This window comes from Streptomyces sp. NRRL F-5122 (assembly GCF_001507435.1).
GTDB lineage: Bacteria > Actinomycetota > Actinomycetes > Streptomycetales > Streptomycetaceae > Streptomyces > Streptomyces lannensis.
The window spans coordinates 304772-325788 of the sequence record NZ_LMWH01000254.1 but is presented as its reverse complement, the minus strand read 5'-3'; the positions used below and the strand labels follow the sequence as shown (position 1 = coordinate 325788).

General features: G+C 70.8%; 21 protein-coding genes. 10 read left to right on the top strand and 11 right to left on the bottom strand.

Annotation, left to right across the window (positions count from 1 at the left end; translation table 11 throughout):
• Nucleotides 1–180: 180 nt before the first annotated feature.
• Nucleotides 181–1047, bottom strand: a complete 867-nt coding sequence (locus tag ADL25_RS33250) for an MIP/aquaporin family protein (RefSeq protein WP_234381126.1) — start codon at nt 1045–1047, stop codon at nt 181–183.
• Between the two features lie 233 nt (nt 1048–1280).
• Here ADL25_RS33250 and ADL25_RS33245 point away from each other — a divergent pair, with 233 nt between their 5' ends.
• The gene (locus tag ADL25_RS33245; protein ID WP_059131595.1) at nt 1281–2720 is read left to right on the top strand and encodes a PLP-dependent aminotransferase family protein; all 1440 of its coding nucleotides are present in this window, start codon (nt 1281–1283) and stop codon (nt 2718–2720) included.
• Between the two features lie 134 nt (nt 2721–2854).
• On the opposite strand, the gene ADL25_RS33240 is transcribed toward ADL25_RS33245, so the two are convergent.
• From ADL25_RS33240 to ADL25_RS33225, 4 genes are all read right to left on the bottom strand, one after another.
• Nucleotides 2855–3424 carry a TIGR00730 family Rossman fold protein gene (locus ADL25_RS33240; RefSeq protein ID WP_059131594.1) on the bottom strand — a complete coding sequence of 190 codons (570 nt, stop codon included), beginning with the start codon at nt 3422–3424 and terminating at the stop codon, nt 2855–2857.
• 257 nt (nt 3425–3681) lie between these two features.
• Nucleotides 3682–4377 (bottom strand): DUF899 domain-containing protein, encoded by a 696-nt coding sequence (locus ADL25_RS33235; protein ID WP_059131593.1) that lies wholly within the window; start codon nt 4375–4377, stop codon nt 3682–3684.
• A 137-nt stretch (nt 4378–4514) separates the two neighbouring features.
• Nucleotides 4515–5087 (bottom strand): dihydrofolate reductase family protein, encoded by a 573-nt coding sequence (locus ADL25_RS33230; RefSeq protein WP_059131592.1) that lies wholly within the window; start codon nt 5085–5087, stop codon nt 4515–4517.
• Between the two features lie 487 nt (nt 5088–5574).
• The gene (locus ADL25_RS33225) at nt 5575–6597 is read right to left on the bottom strand and encodes a DUF4331 family protein (protein WP_059131591.1); all 1023 of its coding nucleotides are present in this window, start codon (nt 6595–6597) and stop codon (nt 5575–5577) included.
• 392 nt (nt 6598–6989) lie between these two features.
• Here ADL25_RS33225 and ADL25_RS33220 point away from each other — a divergent pair, with 392 nt between their 5' ends.
• Nucleotides 6990–7958, top strand: a complete 969-nt coding sequence (locus ADL25_RS33220) for a LysR family transcriptional regulator (RefSeq protein WP_059131590.1) — start codon at nt 6990–6992, stop codon at nt 7956–7958.
• A 465-nt stretch (nt 7959–8423) separates the two neighbouring features.
• On the opposite strand, the gene ADL25_RS33215 is transcribed toward ADL25_RS33220, so the two are convergent.
• The 5 genes from ADL25_RS33215 to ADL25_RS33195 all read right to left on the bottom strand — a co-directional run bounded on the left by ADL25_RS33215 (nt 8424) and on the right by ADL25_RS33195 (nt 12226).
• Complete coding sequence (locus ADL25_RS33215; protein ID WP_059131589.1) at nt 8424–8618, bottom strand: hypothetical protein; 195 nt, start codon at nt 8616–8618, stop codon at nt 8424–8426.
• 168 nt (nt 8619–8786) lie between these two features.
• A complete protein-coding gene (locus ADL25_RS33210; RefSeq protein WP_059131588.1) occupies nt 8787–9029 on the bottom strand; it encodes a non-oxidative hydroxyarylic acid decarboxylases subunit D in 243 nt (80 codons plus the stop codon).
• A 36-nt stretch (nt 9030–9065) separates the two neighbouring features.
• Nucleotides 9066–10490: a non-oxidative hydroxyarylic acid decarboxylases subunit C gene (locus ADL25_RS33205; RefSeq protein WP_059131587.1), complete on the bottom strand. Its 1425-nt coding sequence runs from the start codon at nt 10488–10490 to the stop codon at nt 9066–9068.
• A gap of 34 nt (nt 10491–10524) precedes the next feature.
• Nucleotides 10525–11115 (bottom strand): non-oxidative hydroxyarylic acid decarboxylases subunit B, encoded by a 591-nt coding sequence (locus tag ADL25_RS33200; protein ID WP_059131586.1) that lies wholly within the window; start codon nt 11113–11115, stop codon nt 10525–10527.
• A 196-nt stretch (nt 11116–11311) separates the two neighbouring features.
• Nucleotides 11312–12226, bottom strand: coding sequence for a helix-turn-helix transcriptional regulator (locus ADL25_RS33195; RefSeq protein WP_181923045.1), 915 nt, complete (start codon nt 12224–12226; stop codon nt 11312–11314).
• Nucleotides 12227–12595: 369 nt separating this feature from the next.
• Here ADL25_RS33195 and ADL25_RS33190 point away from each other — a divergent pair, with 369 nt between their 5' ends.
• From ADL25_RS33190 to ADL25_RS33165, 6 genes are all read left to right on the top strand, one after another.
• Entirely contained in the window at nt 12596–12994 is a 399-nt protein-coding gene (locus tag ADL25_RS33190) for an STAS domain-containing protein (RefSeq protein ID WP_079050727.1), read from the top strand.
• Between the two features lie 370 nt (nt 12995–13364).
• The gene (locus ADL25_RS33185; protein WP_059131585.1) at nt 13365–14006 is read left to right on the top strand and encodes an FxLYD domain-containing protein; all 642 of its coding nucleotides are present in this window, start codon (nt 13365–13367) and stop codon (nt 14004–14006) included.
• 300 nt (nt 14007–14306) lie between these two features.
• Nucleotides 14307–14543: a ferredoxin gene (locus ADL25_RS33180; protein ID WP_059131584.1), complete on the top strand. Its 237-nt coding sequence runs from the start codon at nt 14307–14309 to the stop codon at nt 14541–14543.
• Nucleotides 14533–15927: an NAD(P)/FAD-dependent oxidoreductase gene (locus ADL25_RS33175; protein ID WP_059131583.1), complete on the top strand. Its 1395-nt coding sequence runs from the start codon at nt 14533–14535 to the stop codon at nt 15925–15927. The genes ADL25_RS33180 and ADL25_RS33175 overlap by 11 nt, the downstream gene beginning before the upstream one ends.
• Nucleotides 15928–15981: 54 nt before the next feature.
• Nucleotides 15982–17217 (top strand): cytochrome P450, encoded by a 1236-nt coding sequence (locus ADL25_RS33170; protein ID WP_059131582.1) that lies wholly within the window; start codon nt 15982–15984, stop codon nt 17215–17217.
• Nucleotides 17218–17266: 49 nt separating this feature from the next.
• Nucleotides 17267–17944, top strand: coding sequence for a GAP family protein (locus ADL25_RS33165; protein ID WP_059131581.1), 678 nt, complete (start codon nt 17267–17269; stop codon nt 17942–17944).
• Nucleotides 17945–18059: 115 nt separating this feature from the next.
• On the opposite strand, the gene ADL25_RS33160 is transcribed toward ADL25_RS33165, so the two are convergent.
• Nucleotides 18060–18644, bottom strand: coding sequence for a TerD family protein (locus ADL25_RS33160; protein ID WP_059131580.1), 585 nt, complete (start codon nt 18642–18644; stop codon nt 18060–18062).
• A 212-nt stretch (nt 18645–18856) separates the two neighbouring features.
• Here ADL25_RS33160 and ADL25_RS33155 point away from each other — a divergent pair, with 212 nt between their 5' ends.
• A complete protein-coding gene (locus ADL25_RS33155; protein WP_059131579.1) occupies nt 18857–19966 on the top strand; it encodes a hypothetical protein in 1110 nt (369 codons plus the stop codon).
• 48 nt (nt 19967–20014) lie between these two features.
• A complete protein-coding gene (locus ADL25_RS33150) occupies nt 20015–20836 on the top strand; it encodes a TIGR03936 family radical SAM-associated protein (RefSeq protein ID WP_059131578.1) in 822 nt (273 codons plus the stop codon).
• Nucleotides 20837–21017 lie beyond the last annotated feature (181 nt).

Here is a 21017-nt window from a genome sequence, read left to right as displayed (position 1 = left end):
CGCCGTTGGACGTCGTTCAGATCGGCGACGAGGTTTGCTCGAGCGTCCTGGATGCCGCGAGAGCGGCGCCGGCCGCCCTTGCCCCAACGGTCGGCTGAGGCGCTCCGGTGCGGACCGCGCCCGCCCACGGGGGCACATCAAGCCCGGCCCCGCAGGCAGCGAACCGTCGCCTCGCACGGTTCAAGCACGTTCTCGGCGTGGCGAGGGCCGCGTGTTCCCGTCGGACGGTTCCGGCAAGGGCGGTGGAGGAGAGGTGGACGGCGAGACGGCGACGGCGGGGCCTCCGCCGTGTGACGTCCTCGTGTCTGCGGCGGTCGGCGCACGGGTGTTGAGCCGGACGGACAGATGGTGGACCGCGGCGCCGAGAGCCGCACCCAGAATCGGCGCGACCAGGTAGGCGGCGAGATCGGTGGTCTCTCCGGAGAAGGCCGTGGGGCCGAACTGGCGGGCCGGGTTGACCGAGCCCCCGCTGCGAGGTCCGAAGAGTGCGATCACGAGCCCCACGGACAGTCCGACGGCACAGGGCAGCAGGCGGATGAGCCCGGGGTGGGCCAGGAAGAATCCGATGACAAGGGTCAGGGCGGCCATGCCGCCCGCCTCGGCGAGGAAGACGGAGGCGGGCTGCCAGGTGGGCGCGGGCCTGATCGCGGCGTGCGCGACCGACGGTAGGGAGACGGCGCGCCCCCACGTGAGGCGGGCGAGTCCCGTACCGGCTGCGGATCCCGTGAGCTGGGCGAGCACGTAGGGCAGTACACGACGGCCGGGGAAGGCGTTCATCAGCCACAGGGCGATGGTCACGGCGGGGTTGGCGTGCCCTCCACTGCGCCGTCCGGGAGGGCTGAGGATCAGGCCGGTGAGGATGATCCCGCTGAGCACGCCGATGACGGGGAGTGCGACGTCCAGGTCGGTGATGTAGAGGGCGGAGCCGGGGGCGCGCAGCCACCGGACGACCGTCACCGCGAGGAACAGCAGAATGGTGGTGAGTACGAACTCGTCGACGGCACGTGCCAGGGGCGGCCGTCGTGCGAGTGAGGAAACGATGCCCACCTTGATCTCCTGGTGTCGGGTGTGCCGGCCGTTCCGACGACGCATGGGCGGCCAGGGACGGGATCCGGCGGGTGGTTCGCTTCCGCCTCCGTGGTGCGCGGACCGTGGGACTCCGGACGCGTAGACGCGCGGACCTGCCCGCGTACGCCGAGGGGCGCCAGGTGCGCACGGGTGCTTCGTCGTCACACCCACGACGCTACGTTTCCAGTGGTATGGGGGTATGGTCCATTTACATGGCAGATCCCCGGACCAAGTCCGCGGCCGCCCCACCTCTCGCGTTCGGCGCCGACCTCCATCTGGAGCTGCGCGGGCCCGGCCTACGTGCAGGGCTCACGGAGGCCTTGAGGGAGGCCGTGCGCACGGGGCGGCTGGCACCCGGCAGCCGGTTGCCGGCCTCCCGCTCACTCGCCGCGGATCTCGGTGTCTCGCGCAACACGGTGGTCGAGTCGTACGCCGAACTGGTCGCGGAGGGCTGGCTCACCGCCCAGCAGGGCTCCGGGACCCGGGTGGCCGCCCGGGCGAAGCCGCACAGGGCCGCGTCCGAAGCCCCCCGAGCGAGGCCGGACGCGCACCGTGCCAGGTACGGCCTGCTGACGGGTTCGCCGGATCTCGCGAACTTTCCGCGCACGCAGTGGCTCGCCGCGGCCCGCCGGGCACTCACCGCCGCGCCGAACGACGCCTTGGGCTACGGCGACGCCCGCGGCCGGGTGGAACTGCGCACCGCGCTCGCCGACTACCTGGCGCGGGCCCGCGGGGTGTACGCCGAACCGGAGCGGATCGTCGTCTGTTCCGGTTTCCATCACGGTCTGGCGCTGATGGCTCAGGCACTCAGGGCGCGACGGGTACGGGCGGTGGCCGTGGAGGCCTACGGCCTCGGCCTGTATCGCGACCTGCTGACGAACGCCGGTCTGCACATCCCGGCCCTTCATGTCGACGAACACGGCGCACGCACCGACGACCTGGCCCGACTGCGAGGAGTGGGCGCGGTGCTGACGACTCCGGCGCACCAGTACCCGACGGGCGTCGCGCTCAGCCCGGAGCGGCGCGCGGCGGCCGTCGACTGGGCGCGTGCCACGGGTGGCCTGATCCTGGAGGACGACTACGACGGGGAGTTCCGGTACGACCGTCAGCCGGTAGGGGCCCTGCAGGGCCTCGATCCGGAGCGGGTGGTCTACTTCGGTTCCGTGAGCAAGTCCCTGGCCCCCGGGCTACGGCTCGGATGGATGGTGCCGCCGGAGGAACTCGTTGCGGAGATCGTGGCGGCCAAAGGACACGGCGACTACATGACGAGCGCCCTGGAGCAGTTGACGCTCGCGGAGTTCATCACCTCGGGCGGCTACGACCGTCATGTGCGCTCGATGCGGCTGCGCTACCGGCGTCGCCGCGACGAACTGGTCACGGCCCTGCGGCGGAGAGCCCCCGGCATTCGTGTGACCGGCATGGCGGCAGGGCTGCAGGCGGTCCTCGAGCTGCCGCGGGGAACCGAGAGCTCGGTGGTCCGGGCGGCGGCCCGAGAAGGGCTGGCGGTCGGCGGGTTGAGGCAGTTCGGCCACGAAGCGGCCGACTCCGGGTGGCGGTTGCCCGAACGGGACGCCCTGGTGGTCAACTACGCGGCGCCCTCGGACAGCGCGTGGGCGGGTGCACTGGACGCGTTGTGCAGGGTGATGCCCTAGAAAGTGGCTCCGAGGAGGGAGCGTTGTGCCTTGGCCGCGGGTGGCGTGGTCCTGCGGGGTGTCGGGCGCTGGGGCCGCCGGCCTCGATCGGGAAGGAGGCGTGGGGAGGACTGGCCGGAAGCCGGCGCGATCCGTCAGCCGGTGGGTCGTGCCGTCGCGGTCCCGTGATCCGTTCCCACGGACTTCTCCAGGTGGGCGAGCGCGTCGGCGGCCGTGTCCGCGACGAAGACGAGTTCTGCGAGGGGCGAGGGCAGGAACCCCTCGTCGTCCATGCGCCGGAGCTGGAGGATCAAACCGTCGTAGAAGCCGGCCGTGTTCAGCAGCACCACGGGCTTGTCGTACAGCCGGTGCTTCCTCAGCTCGAGGACCTCGGTCGCTTCGTCCAGGGTGCCCACGCCTCCGGGCAACACCACCAGGGCGTCGGACACTGCAAGCAACCGCGCCTTGCGTTCGGCGAGGTCCTCGGCGAACGTCATGTCGTCGGCGTCCTTCCTGGCACACTTCCGAAGGAAGTCGACCGAGACGCCGATCAGCCGCCCTCCCGACTCCCGTACGGCGTCGGCGACGACCTTCATCAGTCCGGTATCGGACCCGCCCCACACCAGGGTGTGTCCCGCCCTGCCGATCAGGTCCCCGAACTCACGGGTCGGCCGGGTGTAGAGCTCGTCGAGATCACCGGCCGAGAGGAAGACACCGATGTTCATCGCAGTGGGCGCTGTGGCGGTCATGACCTGACCGTATGCGCGCGTCCGTCCAAACGCGCGGACCATTTTCCGGGCGAGAGAGCGGACCACTTCGCACCCGGCAGGACGACGGTGACCGGCCCGCTCCGGGCTGCGCCTGGCGGATCGCGTCGTCGAAGGTGCCGTGAGGGCTGCCGGTCGGCTCGTGCTTCGGGGCGGTTGTGCGGCCCCGGGGAGCCCCCTTGCCGATCGGGAGGGGGGCTCCGGCCGAGATCGGTTCAGTCGCCGCGGGAGTCCGAGCCGTAGGCGGCGGCGATGTCCTTGGACGTCCCCCACCGGCTGTAGGTGGGCGACTGGGGCCAGCCCTCGGGCGAGTCCTGCCACTCCTCCTGCCTCCCGTACGGCAGGAGGTCGATCAGCGCGAAGGTGTGGCTGAGCTGCTCGGTGCCCCGGCCGTCGGTGTGCCAGGTCCGGAAGACGGTGTCGCCGTCGCGCAGGAACACGTTGACCGCGAAGCCTCCGTCGGGCGGTGCGCCGACGTCGGCCCCGAAGGCGCTGTCGGCAGTCGAGTACCACGCCATCCGGTTTCCGACCCGCTGCTTGTAGGCGAGTGCCTCCTCGATGGGGCCCTGGGTGACGATGACGAATCGCGCATCGTAGTTGTCCAGGAACTCCAGGCGGGTGAACTGCGCGGTGAACCCCGTGCAGCCCGGGCACTGCCACTCCTTCCCGGCGAACCACATGTGGTTGTAGACGATCAGCTGCCGCTTGCCCTCGAAGACGTCCGCCAGCCGAACGGGGCCGTCCTCGCCCTCGAGGGTGTAGTCGGGCATCTCGACCATCGGCAGGCGACGTCGCTGGGCGGCGATCGCGTCGAGTTCGCGCGTCGCGGCCTTCTCCCGGGCACGCAGTGCCTCGAGTTGGCGCTCCCACGTTGCGGCGTCGACGACGGGTGGTAGTGCGTGGGTGGTCATGGTCCCTGGTCCCCTTAAAGAGCTCGTGCGCAGCTTTCGCTTGTGCAGAGGCAGACCCCGCTCGGCGCCGGAACTCATCGCTCGCCCGCCGACGATTTCAGCAGGGGGCGGCGGCAGCAGTGCGATGCCGGAGCCCGTCAGCGGACGACGTCGAAGACGTTCTTCTGCAGCCCGTTGGCGTAGACCTCGTGTTCGACCAGCTTCAGCTTCTGGGTGTCCTTGTCCGTGGTGCTGAACAGGCGCTTGCCCGCGCCCAGCAGCAGCGGAAAGACGAGCAGGTGGTAGCGGTCGATCAGGCCCGCGTCCGAAAGGCTCTGGTTCAGGGAGGCGCTCCCGTGGACGATGATCGGGCCTCCCTCGGTCTCCTTGAGCGCCGCGACCTGGTCGAGCGAGCGCAGAATCGTGGTCTCGCCCCAGTTCGCGGTCAGTCGGTCCTCGGCCAGGGTGGTGGAGACGACGTACTTCGGCATCGCCTTGTAGTCGGCGAACTCCTCCATGTCCGGCCACACCGGGCTGAACACCTCGTAACTGACCCGGCCGAGCAGGATCGCGGTGGATTCCTTCTGCTCCTGCCCCTTGATGGCGTACGCCTCGGGCACGAACTCGACGTTCTTGAAGGTCCATCCGGAGTTCCGGTAGCCGGGTTCGCCGCCGGGGGCCTCCACGACGCCGTCGAGCGACATGAAGGCGGTGCTGATGAGAGTACGCATTCGGGTCCCCTTGATGAGTCGTGTCCGGTCTGCGGTGCTCGGCGTGCACGTCGACCGCGCAGGCCGCCGGGCTCGGGTGCGATACGGCGACCGGGCGATGCCGTCGGCCGTCCGGAGCGGACTCGTCGACGTTCAGCGCACTTCCAGCATCCAACCGACAAAAAAAATTGTCAAGGCGATCTGAGTTGTCGGTTGCGGAGCCGCCGGGTCCGGGCCGCCGGTGCCTGGGCCGCCGGTGCCTGGGCCGCCGGTGCCTGGGCCGCACGGAGGCCGTGTCGTCGGCACCGGTGTCGACCGGGTGTAAAGGCGGGCTCGTCGTCCCCGTCGGCGGCATCGAGGGGGACTGTGTGCGCCCCGAGCCCCCTCCCCGGTCGGGGAAGGGGCTCGACGGTGTCCGGCGACAGTTCCTGACCGTCCGCACCCCCTCGCTGCGTCGACGCCCCCGGGAACTCCCGGCAACTCCAGGGGCGGCGACCGGTGGGGACGGTTACACAGGCACGACGTAGGGGAAGCTGCCGCTCCTCAGGTGCTCGGCGACGGACGGCTTGAGACCGGCCGGCACGGCCGTGCCGGACACGAGGGAGAGCATCGCCTCCGGTGCGTTGTCGGCCAGGGTGCGGCCGTTGCGTACTACGAAGCCGTAGATGGCGGGGGTCCCGACGACGTAGGGGAGCACGTCCGGGAACAGTTGCCGGGCCACGATCCGTCCGTAGCCCTCCGGGTCCGCGCTGGTCCCGGTGGCGGCGACGACCGCCGCGACCTGACCGGCGATCTCCTCCCCGGCGGCCGCGAGGTCCGCCGAGGGATGCCGGGTGTTGGCCGGGTTGGAGAAGTCGGTGTCGCCCGGCCAGAAGATCGGCCACATCATCGGATGCCCGCCGCGGTTGATCTGCCGCCAACCGCCTGCGTCGGTGGCCAGCTTGGTCGCGCACCACACACCGATATCGGCTCCGGGGTGCAACTGTGCGTGCTCATGCGGCACTTCGAGCACGATCGACTCCACGGTGGTGCCGGTGAAGCTGTTACGGGCCTCCTGCGGGCGCCAGTCCGAGAGGTCCACGGCTGTTCCCTTCGCCACCGCCCCGTTGACGACGGCCAGCAGGGACAGGTCGATATAGAACGAGTCGGAGATGCGCCCGGCCCAGAGGCGGGTGCCGTCCGCCGCGGCCGTCCGACCGGTGCGGCCTTCCAGCACGAGTTCGCCGTCGGCGGAGTCCTCGCGCGCCTCGTCGCCGGACAGGACGTGCAACCGCAGTGTCTGCGCGCCGTCCGGGTCGGGTTCGCCGAAGGAGACCCGATAGGTCAGGGTCTCGAATTCGGCGCCGTCGAAATGAACCTTGAATTCGTAGCGAGCCTCCGGGTGGAACCCGGGCCGCGCATACACGCCGGTGATATCGGAGTTGACGTCCATGACGAACACCGTGCTGTGTTCGCCGGGGAACACGTAGAGGTCGTCGATGAACAGCTGACCGTTCTGGGCGGCCTGTGGAGTGTCGAGATGGTGGGACATGGTCGGTCCTTACTGCTCTCGTTCACGCATCGGGTGGGAGGACGGGGCGAATCCGAATGCCCTTTTCCTGTTCGGCAGGTCGGGAAGGGGTTGCGTGCCGTTGCTCCCTTGGGGTCGGGGCGCTCTCGCGCGGGCCGCCCGCGGCTGAATCGGCAGGGCAGGCTCTCTTGGGACCGGGTGTCGTCGGGTGGGCGCCCGTATCGACGGAATTCGGCCCTCGGCGGCTCTCCTGCCGTCCACGCGGCGGGAATTCATGACCATCACGGTGCCGAACCCGCCTGGAGATCGCGATTCACAATGTTTCGGCCGTTCTTTCCGGACGACTCCCATCCTCGTCGGGCAGGCGACGGTCCGGTACCGGCCGATCGGGAATGCCCTCATAATCGGGGGTTATGAGTACTTCGCCTCCCGACCTCAGCAGTCTCCAGTTGCTGACATTGGTGGCCGAGCTGGGCAGCCTGGGCCAGGCCGCCGAACGCATGGGGATCAGCCAGCCCGCCGCGAGCAAACGCCTGACCCTGCTCGAGCGCCGCCTGGGGCTGACGCTGGTGAACCGCGACACGCGCGGCTCGGTGCTGAGCACCGAGGGCAAGGCCGTGTGCCAATGGGCGGGGCGGGTGCTTTCCGAAGTGGATTCGCTGATGGTGGGCGTCGCGGCGCTGCGCGGCGACCGCGCCGTCGACCTGCACCTGGCAGCCAGCATGACGCTGGCCGAACACTTCGTACCCGGGTGGCTGGGCACACTGCAGCGGAACTCGCCCGATGTATACGTCAGCCTCAAGGTGACCAATTCCGAACAGGTCGCCACGCTCGCCGCGAGCGGCCGGATCGGCCTGGGGTTCACCGAGGCGCCGACCGTGCCGTCCGGGCTCGACTCACGCCAGGTGGGCAGTGACCGGCTGGTCGTCGTGGTCGCGCCGCAGCATGCCTGGGCGCGGCGGCGGGAGCCGGTGGACCCGGCGGAGCTGGCCCGTACCCGCCTGATCGTCCGCGAAGCGGGTTCAGGCACCCGCGAGACGCTCGAGCGTGTACTTGCCGGCTCCGGCGTCGAGCGGGTCCGGCCGCTGATGGTGCTGGACGCCAACGCCGCGGTGCGCAGGGCCGTGGCCGAAGGCGCCGGTCCCGCGGTGCTCAGTGCGGTCACGGTCCAGGAGGATCTGGCCGAAGGGCGCATCGTGGAGGTCCCGGTGACGGGGGCCGATCTGCGCAGGCGGCTTCGTGCCGTGTGGCCGAAGGACCGCCCGCCCACCGGCGCGGTCGGGGAACTGCTCCGCATCGCGGTACGGACGCCCCGCGAGGACCCGTCAGGCTCGACCGGGCCGGCAGCGGCCCAGGGCAGCGGGGCCACACCGCCCCTGTGACGCGGGGTTGGTCCGACCCGAGAGCCTCGAGGTTCCTGCGGTGCGCGTCCCTGCCGCGGCGCGGCTCACCGGTCTCGGGTGCGCCCGACGCTTCCCGATACCGCCCGGTCGCGGTCGGCCCGGCCTACGCCCCCAGCCGGCGCGCCGCCGGTTGGAGTTCTTCGGCCGATCCGGGGGGCTCCACGAGCAGTCCCCCCTCTCCTGGCCCTGGTGGAACACGCGCAGGCGCGGGCCGTCGGCCGTCACGCGCAGTTCCTTCCAGGGGTGGCTCCACAGCAGGCCGGCGTGCTCCCACAGATGCAAGGTGCGTGTGGTCAACCGCAGTTGGTAGGGGGGATTCTCATGCGGGGCGGCGGCCCGCTGCGGGGCCGACGGCGGCCGCACGGTGTGCGCGCCGAGGACGATCTCATCCGGCGCGACAGCCTGCGCGCGGACACCGTCCTCGTGGCCCGACCGCGCACCCGATCATGCCACGAAGCCACCCGACACCGCGGCGACAGGGACCACGAGCCACCAGGTCAGATGCGCGGTGTAGCCCTCGATGAGGATCACCACGGTCCCCAGGGCGGCGGCGGTGATCTTGCCGGAGAGCGCGGCGCGTCGGTTGTGCCGGTGGCGTTCGTCTTCCTCGTTCGTCCGCTCGGGTCCCCGCCGTGCCATGTGGAATCCCCCTGATCCCGCCCTGTACCGCGCGTGATCCGGGCTTCTCCGGCCCCGCGCCACCATAGACGTCCACAGCGCTGCGGGAGTTCACGGAGAACGGGGGACACCTGCGACCGCGGGCCGTACGCCGCGTCCGACCGGGTGGGGCCCGCGGCCCCGGCCCGGTCAGCGCGGGTCGAGGAGCGGTGGGACGAGGGGGACCTCGATGGCGGCCGCGATGTCCTCGGGGGTCATCCTGAACCTCTCCGGGTACAGGTCGCGCCGGGTCCGGCGGGCCGGTTCGGTGGTGCGCCACATATAGAGGCACTGCCGGCACTGGAGCACGTCCCACACGCCGGGCACGGGCGAGGTGAAGACCGTCTCGACGGTCTCATGGGCGCAGCGGGGGCAGATCGAAGAGGCGGCCATGGCGGGCACTTCCTTGCGGCTGGGACTGGACGGGGGTCAGCGCCGGGCGGCGAGCTGCTGAAGCCTGGTGAGCCATTCGCCCGTCTCGGGCAGGTCCTTCACCTGGTTGCTGAAGTTGCCCCGCCGGTCGGATCCGGTGGGAGTGGTGGCGTCGATGATCAGCTTGTCGAGGATGCCCGGGGCATCGGCCTGCGGGGCCAGTTCCATCACCGGCATGTTGGGGATCCGGATCAGGTCGCCGGCCGGGTTCATCTTGGTGGACAAGGCCCACATCACCTGGGGCAGGTTGAAGGGGTCCACGTCCTCGTCGACGACGATGACGGTGGCCGCGTAGCCCAGGCCGTGCGGCGTCGTCAGCACCCGCGTGCCGACCGCCTTGGCGAAGCCGCCGTACCGCTTCTTCGTGGACACGATGACGACCAGGCCGTGGGTGAACATGGCGTTGACCGCCTGCACTTCGGGGAAGTCCTGCTTGAGCTGCTGGTAGATCGGCACGCAGGTGTTTGGGCCCATCAGGTGGTCGATCTCCGTCCACGGCATGCCGAGGTAGAGATGCTCGAAGACCGGGTCGGTGCGGTAGGAGATCCTGTCGATGCGGATGACGGTCATCTTGCGGCCGCCGGAGTAGTGGCCGGTGAACTCGCCGAAGGGCCCCTCGATCTCACGCCTGCGGCCCTCGATGACGCCCTCGACGACGACTTCACTGCCCCAGGGCACCGGCAGCCCGGTGAGTGGGGCCCTGGTGATCGGTGCGGGGGCACCGCGCAGCGCGCCCGCCATCTCGTACTCGTTCTCGTCGTACTTCATCGGGGTCGAGGCGACGATGGAGATCACCGGGTCGTTGCCGAGCGCGAGCGCGACCGGCAGGTCCTCGCCCCTCTCCTCGGCCTTGCGCAGGTGCTGGGCTATGTCGTGCATCGGCACCGGCTGGAGGGCCAGTCTGCGCTTGCCCTTGACCTCGATGCGGTAGATGCCGACGTTCTGGTTCCCGAAGTTCTGCGGGTCCCCGGGGTCCCTGGAGACGACGGCGGCCTTGTCGATGTAGAAGCCGCCGTCGCCGTCGTTGAGCCGGATCAGCGGGAGCACCTGGAAGATGTCGACCTCGTCGCCGTCCATGGTGTTCCGGCCCCACGGCGGGTTGTCCCGCCACTCGGGTCGGACGGGGAAGTCGGCCCAGCGGCGGATGAACTCCGCCACTTGTTCCTTGGTGCCGGTCTCCTTGGGAAGGCCGAGCGCGAGGGCGTGGTTGGCCCAGGAGCCGTGCACGTTCATCGCGATCCGGGCGTCGGTGAAGCCCTTGACGTTGTCGAAGTACAGGGCCGGGGCGGCGTCGCCCAGGCGGGGGGCCGCGTTCGCGGCAGCGGCGATGTCCGGCTCGGGCATCACCTCGTCCGTGACACGCAGGAGTTGGCCCTCCTTGTCGAGGGTCTCCAGGAAGCTGCGCAGGTCGTCGTAAGGCATGGAACTCCTTGCCGGTGCGGTGTCCGCCGGCGGGTCAGACGGCGGGTTCGATCGCGCGGGCGGCGCGCATGCCCTCCCAGCGCCTGGCGGCGGGGGCGGGCAGGTCGAACTGGTCGAGGACACGGGCGGTGATGTGGTCGACGATGTCGTCGACCGACCGCGGGTGGTTGTAGAAGGCGGGCATGGGCGGCACCATCCGCACGCCCATCCGGGTGAGGGCCAGCATGTTCTCGAGATGGATCTCGCCGAGCGGGGTCTCCCGCGGCACGAGGACGAGCCTGCGCCCCTCCTTGAGCACCACGTCGGCGGCGCGGCCCACGAGCCCGTCGGCGTAGCCCGCGCGGATCCCCGCCAGGGTCTTCATGGAGCAGGGCGCGACGATCATGCCGTCGGTCCTGAAGGACCCCGAGGAGATCATGGCGCCTTGGTCCGCGGGGGCGTACACCTCGTCGGCCAGAGCGGTGACCTCGCGCACGGAGCGTCCTGTCTCCAGCTCGATGGTGGTGCGTGCCCACCGGCTGAGCACCAGATGGGTCTCGACGTCGGGCAGCAGGGCCAGCCGCTCAAGGAGGCGGACGCCGAACACGGCCCCCGTCGCGCCCGTCATTCCCACGATCAACCGCACGCCGGTCAGCTCCCTTCGCACCTTCGGCAGGATGGAAGGCGGTCGACCTTTTTCGGTCGCCGCAACACCTTCCGTTTCCGACGCTAGCCAGGAATGGGCAGGCCATGGCATTCCTTCGGCGACATGCCATGGACAGAAACGGACAACCGGGATTCGGGCCGGTCCGAGCCCCTTCGGTGCGACCCGAGCGGACCGGTCAGGGCCGCCGCGTGCCCCGGGCGGTGTCGCGGAAGGCGGTCGGGGTCTCGCCGACCCGCAGTCGGAAGAACTTGGTGAAGACCGTGGCGTCCGGGAAGCCGAGCCGCTCGCCGACGGCCGTGGCGGACAGGTCGGTGTGCACCAGCAGTCGTTTGGCCTCCAGCAGGACACGGTCGTCGATGAAGCGCTTGGCGCCGCGGCCTGTGGCGGCGCGCGTGGCCCGGGTGAGGGTGCGCACGCTGTAGCGGAGATCCCTGGCGTAGTCCTCCACGCGGTGGCTGCGGGTGTAACCGTCCTCGACCGCCCGCCGGAACCGGCGGAACACCTCGGTGCCCGTCTCGGCGTCGCTTCGGGGGCCGCGCAGATGGGCGAGGCGCAGGACGAGGGCGGTGAGCAGGTGGCGGAGCACCTCGATGTGGACGTCCGGCGGCAGGTTCGCCGGCCTGCGGTACTCGCCGGCCAGCAGTGCCAGCAGGGTGGAGAGGGCGTCGCCTGCCGCGCCCTCGGGAATCAGTGGCCCCTGCGGCGGCCGGTGGGCGATGTCGGCGGTCAGGGCGGCGGGCCCGAGGAAGCCGGGCCGGATCAGGATGACGACGCCCTCGGCGGCGGCGAGGTCGGAGCGGAACTGGTGTACCTGGCCCGGGCGTGCCCACAGCCAGCTGCCTTCGCCCAGCCGGTGCTCGGTGAAGTCCAGCGAGTACTCCAGTACGCCGGACCGTACGGCGATCAGTTCGTGGAAGGCGGCCCGGATGGGGGAGTACGGGTCGACGCCGTGACCCGCCGCGCGAGCGAGCAGCCCGGGGAAGTCGAGCACCTCCACCCCGGGCGGAGCTCCCACCGACGATGTGTAGGGGACGTCCGTCAGCTCGGGCTGTCCGTTTCTGTCCGTGCCGGGTCCCGGGGGAGATGCCACGGCCTTCTATTTTACGGTCGGCCCGTCCGTCAGGGGGTTGTGCGGTGGCCGAAAAAATACCGGTTCTCCGATATGCGCGACGAGGCGACTCCGGCCCGGGCGAACGTCGGCCCTGCCGAGGCCGAACCGGGTGGTCCGGGCGGAGTCGGGGGTGTCGCAGGGGCGACCGAGGTCCCGTGCCCGGCCGTCGACGCTCCGGGCGCGGGCGCGGGGGCGCCCCGGGGCCGTGATCCCGCTTGCGACCTGGGCCCGAGAGACTTGTAGTGGAGTAAAGGGCCAGGTGAAGGCGGTCAGGCATGCGTGGGCATGCGCACGCCAATCGCCGCATGGGGGCTTCATGCCGTCCGCAAGACGTGACGAGGGATGGCGATGCGAACGAACATCATCCGCAGCGAGCGCATGGTCGTCAGCTTCGACGTGGTGAACGGCTGGACCGTTCTGGAGGTCGACGGCGAGATAGACGTCCACACCTCGCCCAGGATCCGCGAGGCGGTGATCAAGCTGCTCGACGAGGGGCACCGCCACCTCGTCCTGGACCTGTGCTTCGTCCCGTTCCTGGACTCCGTGGGCCTCGGGGCGGTGGTGGCCAGCACGAAGCGCGTCCGCGAACACGGGGGTTCGCTGCGTATCACGTGTCCGTCCGGACGGTCGCGCAAGGTCTTCGAGATCAGCGGCCTCCACGACGCCTACGAGTTCTACGACTCACCGGAGGACGCGACGCTCTACGCTCCGTCGGTCGACGGACTGGTGCACTGGCCGGACGGCTGAGTGCGCCACCGGCAGGGGTCGCGTGAACGGCGGGGGCCTGCCGCCCCTGCCGGATTCCTGTTGCCTTCGCCCGCGGCCGGCTCGCCGCACCTCAGGCAGGTGTGCGACGCCCCGGCCCCCTGACGGCGGGGCATCCGGCGTCAGCGGACCGCCCCGGTGCGCCGCGTTCATACCGAGGACCGGCACGGCCCCGCGCACGGAACGCGGGGCCCGAGGCCCCCTGCCGTCTGCTGCCACCAAAAGGCGCAAATGGGGTTGTTCGGCCATTCTGTGTGTCGAGAAGGAAGCCCTGCCCGATCTTCTCGTGATCGGCCACGGGCGACCCGGACATCACCACCCCACGTCGCCGACAGGGAAAGGTCCGCATGTGATGAACGCAGACGAGCCAGGGGCCGAGAGCGAGCCACGACGACCCGGGGCCGTGCTCGCAGCGACGAGCGTGGCCCTCGCGGCACTCGGTGCGGCGTCGCTGGTCTCGTGCACGAACAACAACGACAACGGCGGTGGGACGGTCAGCCCGCGTCCCACACCGCCGAACACCGCGTCGTTCTCGGGCACACCACCTTCCGCTCTGGCATCGCTGGCCCAGTCCGCCGAGGCGTCCGCCCGCGCGTCGGCATCGGCCGCGGAATCCTCTCTCTCGGCCCGCGCCTCCGAGTTCGAGGCCTCGGTGTCCGCCGACACCGCACGCAACGCCACGACCGCCGAGAACGAGCTCAAGCATGTGCAGGGGAGGGGGAACGCACTCTCCGACGTCAGCATGTCCGGCATGCCCAGGACCCAGACCGGTGGTGTCCTCGCCGTCCTGCTCACCATCACCAACAACACCGACCAGAAGGCCTCCTACGCAGTCCAGGTCGACTTCGAGGACGCGGAGGGCCGTGTCGTCGAGACCCGGTACGCCGGTGCACAGAATCTCGCCCCCGGCCAGAAGGAGCAGCCGATCGCCTTCAGCCGCCAGCCCGCCGAGCCGAAGCTGACGCCCCGTCTCGTCAAGGCCCAGCGCTACTGAGCCGGCAGGCGCCGGCCCGTGGGCTCGCCAGATCCCCGGCCGGGCACATGGCCCCGTCCGAGCCCCCTCCCCTGTCGGGCGGGGGCTCGGTGACGTCCGGTGTGCGGCCGTACGGCTTGGCACCCGCGGGCCGGGGAAGCGGTGCTCCCGCCGCCGCCCAGTGGCCTCTCACCCTGACGGCTCGATGGACGTGCGCCGGTGCCCGTGCCCTTCCACGCTGAGAGGAGGCAGCCCGCGTCCGTGCTGTCTCCGGGAAGAACGGCGGCCCGCACGAGCGCGTCGTGAAGGAGCTGACAGCGCATGAGACTTGTCGTTGACCTCAACCGGTGTCAGGGCTACGCGCAGTGCGCCTTCCTCGCCCCCGACGTGTTCACGATGCACGGCGACGAGGCACTGATGTACGACCCGCAACCCGACGACGAGCAGCGGAGGAACGTGCGGCGGGCGGCCGAGGCCTGCCCGGTCAGGGCCATCACGGTGGAGTACGGGGACGGGGCACCGGCCGCGGGAACGGCGGGTGCCTCCCGTGTCGGTTGACGGATATCTGGAGGCGTTCCGAAGCCAAGGTCGCATCGTCGTCGTCGGAGCCTCGCTGGCCGGCCTTCGGGCCGCCGAGGCGCTGCGCGACGAGGGGTTCACCGGCACGCTCACGATGATCGGCGACGAGCCCCACGAGCCGTACGACCGGCCGCCGCTGTCCAAGCAGGTCCTGCTGGGGAAAGTGCCCCCCGACCACACGGCCCTGCCCCGGAGACGGCTGGTGGACGCCGAGTGGCGGCTCGGCGTGGCCGCGACGGGACTGGACCTGGCGGCCAAGCGGGTGCAGCTCTCCGACGGTGACTCCGTGGAGTACGACCGGTTGCTGATCACGACCGGGGTGCGGGCCCGGCCGTGGCCGCGTGAGCTGGAGGCCGAACTGGACGGGGTGTTCGTGCTGCGCACCCGGGACGACGCGACACGACTGCACCACCGGCTGAAGGCCGGACCCCGCGGGGTGCTGGTGATCGGGGCCGGATTCACCGGCTCCGAGATCGCCTCGGCCTGCCGTGAGCGAGGGCTTTCCGTCACGGTGGCGGAGCGCGGCGCGGCGCCTTTGGTGGGTGCCCTCGGCGGTGTGGTCGGCGAGGTGGCCGCGGAGCTGCAACGGTCCCACGGCGTCGATCTGAGGTGCGGTGTGCAGGTCACAGGGCTGGAGGGGGACGCCGCGGGCCGGGTGCGCACAGCGCACTTCTCCGACGGCGCCGCCGTCGAGGCCGAGGTGGTCGTCGTCGCGCTGGGCGCCACGCGCAACACGGAATGGCTGGCGGACTCCGGGCTCGGTGCCGGTCCACGGGGGATCGCCTGCGACGCCGGATGCCGCGCCTTCGACGTACGGGGCATCGTCACCGACGACGTCTTCGTCGCCGGTGATGTCGCACGCTCCCCGCATCCGCTCTTCGGATACCAGTTCCTGTCCCTGGAGCACTGGGGCAACGCGGTCGCGCAGGCCGAGATCGCGGCCCACAACATGGTCAGCGCCAGCACCGACCGCCGTCCCCACCTGTGGATGCCGTCGTTCTGGTCCGCGCAGTTCGGTGTCAACATCAAGTCCGTCGGCGTCCCGCCCATGGCCGACCAGATCATCGTCACCCAAGGGTCCCTCGCCGAACACCGCTTCACGGCGGCCTACGGCCACCAGGGCCGCATCATCGCGGCCGTCACCTTCGACCAGGCGAAATGGCTCGACTTCTACGAAAGTGAGATCGAGAGGGCCGCACCCTTCCCGCCCGAATTCCCCACCGTCGACCGGCGGCCCGAGGGGATGCAGCCCGTGCCGGCCGGATTCCCCGATCCGTCCCTGCCCAGCCACGGTCCCACCGTCACACTCAGCGGCCACTCGCCGACCGACCGGCGTATCACCTTCACCCCGCGACGCGCCTGACCGCATGCGCCGAGAAGAACGCCGCCCGGCCGCAGCACTCGGAAGGAACCCGCCATGACGTCGGTCGCGCTCCTGCACCGGATCACCGACTTCGCCAATCGCCCCGACCCGTATCCGCTCTACGCGGAGCTCCGCAAGACCCCGGTCGTCCGCGACGAGGCCGGTCCCTACCTGGTCAGCACCTACTGGGAGATCAGAAGTCTGCTGCACGACCCGCGCATCAGCTCGGACGCCCGCAATCTGACCGCCGAGGCCGCCAAGGCCACCGGTCAGGACCAGGACCCGGACCTGCCGCCGAACTTCCTCAGGCTCGATCCTCCCGAGCACGACAGGCTGCGCCGGCTCGCCACGGCCCCCTTCGGCCCGCCGGACACCCCCCGCCGGGTGTACGACATGCACGGAGAGCTCACCGATGTGGTCGCCGAGCTCATCGACGGCTGCCGGGGCAAGGAGCAGATCGATCTCGTCGACGACATCTCCTATCCGTTCCCCGTCACGGTGATCTGCCGTCTGCTGGGCGTCCCGCGCGAGGACGAGAAGCTTTTCCACGAGTGGGCCGACACGATCGCGGCCGGGCCCGACCCCGTCGTCACCGACGAGGAGCGCGAGGCCAAGCTGGAATCCGTCCGGCGGGCACGGAGAGAGCTGGCCGGCTATCTCGCCGGACTCATCGAAGAGCGCCGCCGCTCCCCCCGCGACGACATGCTGTCCGCCATGGCCGCAGGCCACGGAGCGGACGGGCGGATGTCACCGGTGGAGGCCGTCACCACCTCCGCACTGCTGCTGGTCGCCGGTCATGAGACCACGGTCAACCTCATCACGAACGGCATGCTCACCCTGCTGCGCAACCCGGACGTGCTCCAGCGGCTGCGGGCGGAGCCCGATCTGGCCGTCCCGCTCGTGGAGGAGCTCCTGCGCTTCGAGCCCCCCGTGCAGATGCTGCCGCAGCGCACCACGCTGGCCGACATCGACATCGCCGGAACCATCATCCCCAAGGGCGCGTCGGTCTACCTCATGCTGGCCTCCGGCAGCCGGGACCCCCAGCGCTTCACCGACGCCGACCGGTTCATCCCCGACCGCTCGGACAACCAGCACCTGGGCTTCGGGCACGGATTGCACGCCTGCTTCGGCGCTCCCCTGGCCCGGCTCGAGGCCCAACTGGCCCTGACCGCACTGGTCCGCCGGCTCGACGCCCCGCGCCTGGCCGAGGACCCACCCCCCTACCGGCCCAACGCCGTGCTGCGAGGTCCCCGTCATCTGCCCATCGCCATCGGCGGGATCAAGGACTGAGGAGGAACCGAGCCCGACCACCCGATTCCCCCGCCGTGAGGAGGCGACCGTGGGACACGCCGTGGGCGACGTGCTGGGCCTGGCGGCCGGTGTGGCGGTGAGCCCGCTCCCCATCGTGGCGATCATCCTGCTGCTGGCCACCCCACGAGGGCGCCTCAACGGCAGTCTGTTCGCGTGCGGCTGGTTGCTGGGCCTCGCGCTGCTCGGCGCGATCATGCTGGCGGTGGGCGGCTCGGGCGGCGCGTCCGCGAACAAGCACCCGGCGGCCTGGGTGGGCGTGCTGAAACTCGTACTGGGAGCGCTGCTCGCCCTGTTCGCCGTCCGTCAGTGGCGCCGCCGGCCGGCCGACGCGGCGCAGGCCCGGCTGCCGAAGTGGATGTCCGCGCTCGACCGCCTCACCCCGCTCAAGGCCCTCGGTCTTGGGCTGCTGCTGTCGGCGGCCAACGCCAAGAACGCCCCTTTGACCCTTGCGGCGGGAGCCTCGATCAGCTCCGCCGGGATCCCCGTGTCCCAGCAGATCGGCGCGCTCGTCGTCTTCGTCGTCATCGCGTCGCTCGGCGTCCTCGCGCCGCCCGCCGTCTTCCTCGCCATGGGGGAGCGGGCCCAGGGCCTTCTCGGTACCTGGCGGGACCGGGCCGTGCGGCACAACGCGGCCGTCATGGCCGCCCTGTTCTTCGTCCTCGGACTCAAGCTGCTCGGTGACGGCATCGGCATCCTGGCCTCCTGAACGCGGCCCGGGAAGGCAGGGGAGGAGGCCGGCGTCCGCCCCGTGCCGGACACGCCCGCGGCCCGGGCCGTGAAGTGCCGGGCCGCGGGGGTCGTCGTCCGATGTGCCGCGGGAACTACTTGCTGACGGCGAAGCGCATCAGTGCGTGCTCGTCGCCCTGCTTGATCTTTCCCGTCGTATTGATCACTTCGAGCTTCCAACTACCGTCGACACGCACGGCCTTGGCCACGGCGCAGCCGTTGTCCTGGGTGAGCAGACTCGGCCAGATGTCGGCGACCTGCTGGGAACTGCCCCCGGTCGCGTCGTAGACCTTGAAACTGATGTTGCGCGCCTTCTGGAAGGAACTGCCCTTCTTGAAGGCGGCGGCGACGAACACGATCGACGTGATCTGGGACGGAATACGGGCGAACTCGACCGTCACGGTCTCGTCGTCGCCGTCCCCGCGCCCGGTCTGGTTGTCGCCACTATGCACCAAGGAGCCGTTGCCCATCGGGTCGAGGGAGTCGAGCCCCGCCAGACGCACCGGGTCCTGACCCTGCATGGCGACCGCGATGAGATCGAGGTCCGTACCGGCCTTGCGGCGGAGCACGCCCATCACACCGCCGCTGGCACCGGCGGTCGGATCCCAGGACACGCCGATGGACAGGTGGGTCACTCCGTTCAGATCAGCGGGGCCGTCTTCCTTCGTGAGCGTAATCATGCGTCGATCATCCTCTTTGCGACGGGGCTGCTACAGACAAAGTCTGCCTGGAACTCGTGGATTCCACAGGGCCGGTGGACCCGTTGACGTTCCTGCGTCCGAAGTCGGTTCCCGGTCGGGGAAGTTGCCGTTGCCGAGGGGAGCCTGCGGCTCCGCGGCGGGCGGGGGCCGTCGCGCGCATCCGTCCGGGCGGCAGAGGCGTCTACGCCGGTATGGACCTGGAGAAGCCACCGCAGCGGCAGTCAGCCGAGGGCTGCCTGACCCTCGCGATCCGTCTGCCCGTGCGGATCGTCGTGTTCGTCCTGGTCGTACCGGTGCGCATGCTGTGGGACGCCCTGGTCGTCGGCGGGCGGTTCGTGCGCGGCACCGTGCTGCGGCCGGTGGGCCACGCCCTGGTGCGGGTGGCATGGGCGGTGCTCGTGTGGCCCTGGGTGACGGTGTGGCGTTACGTCCTCGTGCCGCTCGGCCGGGGCGTCACCTGGCTGGGCCGTGTGCTCGTCGTTGCACCCGCCCTGTGGTTCCACCGTTACGTCCTCACTCCGTTCGGTCGCGGTGCCGCCCGGGTGTCGCGCGCGATCGGCGCCGGGGCGGTGTGGGTGTACGGCCGTGTGCTGACGCCGGTGGGGCATGTCCTTGCACGGCTGCTCAAGGGTGTGGGGTACGTCCTCACCGCCGTCGGGGCCGGTGTCCGCGCGGCGGTGGCGTGGTTCGTGGGTCATGTGGTCGTCGTACCGGCCGGCTGGCTGCACCGGTATGTGCTGACGCCCTTCGGGCACGGTGTCGTCCGGCTCGCGGACGGTGCCGCGCGGCTCGTCCGTGTGATCCTCCACGCCGTCGGCGCCGCCCTGTTCCAGGTGCTGTACGTACTGCTCGTGCTGCCCGCGCTCGCCGTCCGGCGCTGGGTCCTCACCCCGGTCGGTCACGTTCTCGCGGTCGTGGGGCGGGAGATCGCCGCCGCGTTCGGCCACGCCTGGCGCGTCGCCGGACATCTCTCGCTCGCCGTCGGCCGTTTTCTCGGCACCCTCTTGCGGTGGTTCTTCGTGCAGCCGGTGGGCTGGTTGTACCGGACGGTGCTGACGCCGGTCGGGCACGTGCTGCGCGAGACGGTCCTGCGCCCGGCCGTCGAGGCGGCCCGCGCCGCGGGCCGGGCCACGCGGCAGGCGCTGGCCGCGGCGCACGAGTCCGCACGGCAGGCCCGCGCCGACCTCCGGCGCATGCTCTTCGGGGACCCGGGGCAGCCGCAGGCCGTCTCACGGCGGGAACCGAAGTCCGGTGAGACACGTACTCTTGGTAGCAGTACGACCGCTCTCACGAAGGACTGAACGACACTGGGCAAGCGACAGCCCGAAGGCCCGCCGCCCGCACCCGCGGTGCAGCGCATCCGACTGCGCTACACCAAGCGCGGCCGCCTCCGGTTCACCAGCCACCGTGACTTCCAGCGCGCCTTCGAGCGTGCGCTGCGCCGTGCCGAGGTGCCGATGGCGTACTCGGCGGGGTTCACGCCGCATCCGAAGGTGTCGTACGCCAATGCCGCACCCACCGGCACGGGCAGTGAGGCGGAGTATCTGGAAATCGCGCTCACCGAGGCGCGCGACCCGGACAAGCTGCGCGAACTCCTAGACCAGTCGCTGCCCACCGGGCTCGACGTCGTCGACGCGGTCGAGGCCCGGACCTCGGGCCTCGCCGACCGGCTGACGGCTTCCGTGTGGGAGTTGCGGCTGGACGGTGTGGACCCGGTGGACGCCCGGCGTGCGGTCGAGGCCTTCAACACGGCCGAGACCGTCGAGGTCCAGCGCATGACCAAGAACGGCATCCGGACCTTCGATGCCCGGCCCGCCGTCGCGAGCCTTCAGAGCACCGAAAAGCACCGTACGCAGCCCGCCACGGGCCTCGGCTCCGACGGAGCGGCTTCCGTAGCGCACCATGATGGGCCGACGGGCCGGCCCTGTGCGATACTGCGGCTGGTTGTTCGGCACGTGACGCCTGCCGTACGACCCGACGACGTCCTGTCCGGTCTCCGCGCCGTGGCCGACCTGGCGCCGCCGGTCCCCGCAGCGGTGACCAGGCTGGCGCAGGGGCTGTTCGATGAAGAGACCGGCGCGGTGACCGACCCGCTCGCGCCCGACCGCGAGGCAGCAGCGACCGAGCCGATCTCGGCCGCCGCGACTGCCGCCGCGACGGCGCAGAGCTAGGGAAGGTTCCGCGGAGGGACGAACGTCGTAGCGCCGCCCTTGTACTCGGGAGCCACCTGGGTCGGGCAGCGCACCGACCACAAGACTTTCGCCAGGCCGTGCGCGACAAGGCGTACGGAACCGGTGAGACAGGACACAGAAAGCTCCCGTGCGGCGCCCGCGCCCAGGACGGCGGCACCGC